Here is a 2648-nt window from a genome sequence, read left to right as displayed (position 1 = left end):
GCCGATTCGAGGACCGCCCGCGCCTCCCGCCCCGCCCGATGGACCGATGACGGGTTGCCCGCCAGGGCGGCCACGCGATTCAACTCGGCCAGCGCCGCCGGGCGCACCGGTTCCGACGCATTCGCATCGAAGTAGAAAAAATCACGCTCCATGGCCGACATCCTGCCCGCGACATTCTCCGAAACGGCCGCCCCGCCCTGCGTGCCGAGCCGCCATGTCGAATGTTAAAGACGATTTATCTGGTAATTGGCGATTCCGGATCGCTATATACAGTCCGAAACCGAACGGTCAGCCTACGGCGCAGCGTGCGGCCGGGCCGGGTGTTCGAGACATGTTTTCAGGGCCGGAGCGTCTCGGCGCCCGACGGGCTTTCGTCGGACCGGGCTCAGGAAGGTCTGAAAAAGGGGTACTGGACTATGACCATGCCGCGCAGGAAGTCAACCGGCCCTCTCGCCGATGTTCCGTCCGGCTTCCAATGACAACCCCCTGACGGAAACCGAGACGACGGAACCCGTGACGACAGAACCGGTAACGGCGGAACCCGTGACGGACGACGTCGCGACCCACGCCTGACGCCGCCGCCGCGCGGCGCGTCCTCCACCCCCAGCCACGATGCCGGTCCGGCCGCGACGGTTCCGGATCGCATGGTCCACGCGCCCTTCCGGCCCGGCGCGGACCACGCATGTTTTTCTTCGCCGTGCGGATGACGGGGCATCGCCATCCGCACGGCACTCACAGTAACGGTCCCGCCGCCATGCCCTGCGGCGCGGGACTCAGATCGCGGGATTTGTATGCCAGAGGTCATGTTCGCCGGCCCCGACGGCCGCCTGGAAGGACGCTACCATCATTCGAGCGCGCCGAACGCGCCGCTCGCCCTCGTCCTCCATCCCCACCCGCTGCATGGCGGCACCATGAACAACCGCATCACCTATGCGATGTATCGTTCGTTCGAGAAGATGGGTTTCTCGGTCATGCGGTACAATTCGCGCGGGGTGGGCCGGTCGCAGGGCCGCTATGACGGCGGCATCGGCGAGATTTCCGACGCCGCGGCGGCGCTCGACTGGATGCAGATGGTCAACCCGAACGCCGGCGGGCTGTGGATCGCCGGCTATTCCTTCGGCGCGTTCGTCGGCATGCAGCTCCTGATGCGCCGGCCGGAAATCACCGGCTGGATCAGCGTCGCCCCGCCCACCAACTATTACGATTTCGGCTTCCTGGCCCCCTGCCCCTGCGGCGGGCTCATGATCGCCGGCGATTCCGACGACATGGTGCCCGAGCCCGCGGTGCGCAAACTGGTCGACAAGCTGAACACTCAGAAGGGCGTTTCGGTCGATTACCGCATCTTCGCCGGGGCCGACCATATCTACGCCAACCACGCCGAGCAGGTGGCCGAGGCGCTGGAAGACCACGTGACCACCATCATGTCGCGCACCAGCCTGGCGCTGGCCGCCGACTGACCCGCCGCGCCGGGGCGGCATCCCCGCTCCGGCGCATCTCCTGGTTCGTCCCCACTGGTTCATGCCCCCACTGGTTCATGTCCTGCCGGTTCATGTCCCGCATCGGGCGTGCTACAGGGGCACCGGGCCCTCGCGGCCCGCAAATTTCCCCGGCCCCGCCGGGTGCCCCCCGCCGGGCGCCCCCCACCGGGTGCCACGAACCAGAGTGACCCGATTATGCCCAACAGCGATTTCCTCCGGGAAGCCGAAGCGCGCGGCTTCATCTTCCAGTGCACGGACATGGAGGCCCTGGACGCCGCCATGCGCGCGGGACCGGTAACGGGCTATATCGGCTTCGACCCCACCGCCGACAGCCTGCATGTCGGCAGCCTGATCCAGATCATGATGCTGCGCCTGATGCAGAAGCACGGCCACCGGCCGGTGGCGCTGCTGGGCGGCGGCACGGCGCGGATCGGCGACCCCTCGTTCCGCGAGGAAGCGCGCCAGCTCATGACCGAACAGACGATCGCCGCCAACCTGCTGGGCATCGAGGGCTGCCTGCGCCAGTTCCTGCGCTTCGACGGCCCGGACGGCGCCATCCTGGCCAACAACGCCGACTGGCTGGACCGCCTGTCCTATATCGAGCTGCTGCGCGACGTGGGCGTTCATTTCTCGGTCAACCGCATGCTGTCCTTCGATTCCGTGCGCTCGCGCCTCGACCGCGAACAGGGGCTGACCTTCCTGGAATTCAACTATTCCATCCTGCAATCCTACGATTTCCGCCAACTGAACCGCACGTACGGCGTGACCCTGCAGATGGGCGGCTCGGACCAGTGGGGCAACATCGTCTCGGGCATCGACCTGGTGCGCCGCACCGAACAGAAGCAGGTCTTCGGCCTGACCACCCCGCTGCTGACCACCGCCTCGGGCGCCAAGATGGGCAAATCCGCCCGCGGCGCCGTCTGGCTGTCGGCGGCGCGCCTGCCGGTCTTCGAATATTGGCAGTTCTGGCGCAATGTCGAAGACGCCGATACCGGCCGCTTCCTGCGCCTGTTCACCGACCTGCCGCTCGACGAATGCGACCGCCTGGCCGCCCTGGGCGGCGCCGAGATCAACGAGGCGAAGAAGATCCTGGCGACCGAGGCCACCGCGCTGTGCCACGGCCGCGCCGCCGCCGAGGAAGCCGCCGAGACCGCCCGCCGCACCTTCGAG

At 67.5% G+C, this 2648-nt stretch carries 2 protein-coding genes and 1 pseudogene; 2 read left to right on the top strand and 1 reads right to left on the bottom strand.

All coding sequences use genetic code 11. The annotated features are described in order from the left end of the window. Window positions 1–161: pseudogene (locus tag HUK84_RS23275) on the bottom strand (cysteine desulfurase); the annotation flags it as partial. 630 nt (window positions 162–791) lie between these two features. Between HUK84_RS23275 and HUK84_RS14535 the strand changes: the two are divergent. Together HUK84_RS14535 and tyrS are read left to right on the top strand one after the other, a co-directional pair. Further along, window positions 792–1457 carry an alpha/beta hydrolase gene (locus tag HUK84_RS14535; RefSeq protein WP_176640926.1) on the top strand — a complete coding sequence of 222 codons (666 nt, stop codon included), beginning with the start codon at window positions 792–794 and terminating at the stop codon, window positions 1455–1457. A gap of 216 nt (window positions 1458–1673) precedes the next feature. Then, on the top strand, window positions 1674–2648 hold a 975-nt coding region (tyrS, locus tag HUK84_RS14530; RefSeq protein WP_176640925.1), incomplete at its 3' end, for a tyrosine--tRNA ligase.

The sequence above is a fragment of the Nguyenibacter vanlangensis genome (assembly GCF_013376155.1).
Lineage (GTDB): Bacteria > Pseudomonadota > Alphaproteobacteria > Acetobacterales > Acetobacteraceae > Gluconacetobacter > Gluconacetobacter vanlangensis.
Note: the sequence above shows the minus strand (reverse complement) of the source record. Positions and strands in the feature narration are given on the sequence as shown.

What these genes read in the sequence shown, in the direction of transcription:
- HUK84_RS14535 (WP_176640926.1), top strand. Translation starts at nt 792, where the DNA reads ATGCCAGAGGTCATGTTCGCCGGCCCCGACGGCCGCCTGGAAGGACGC.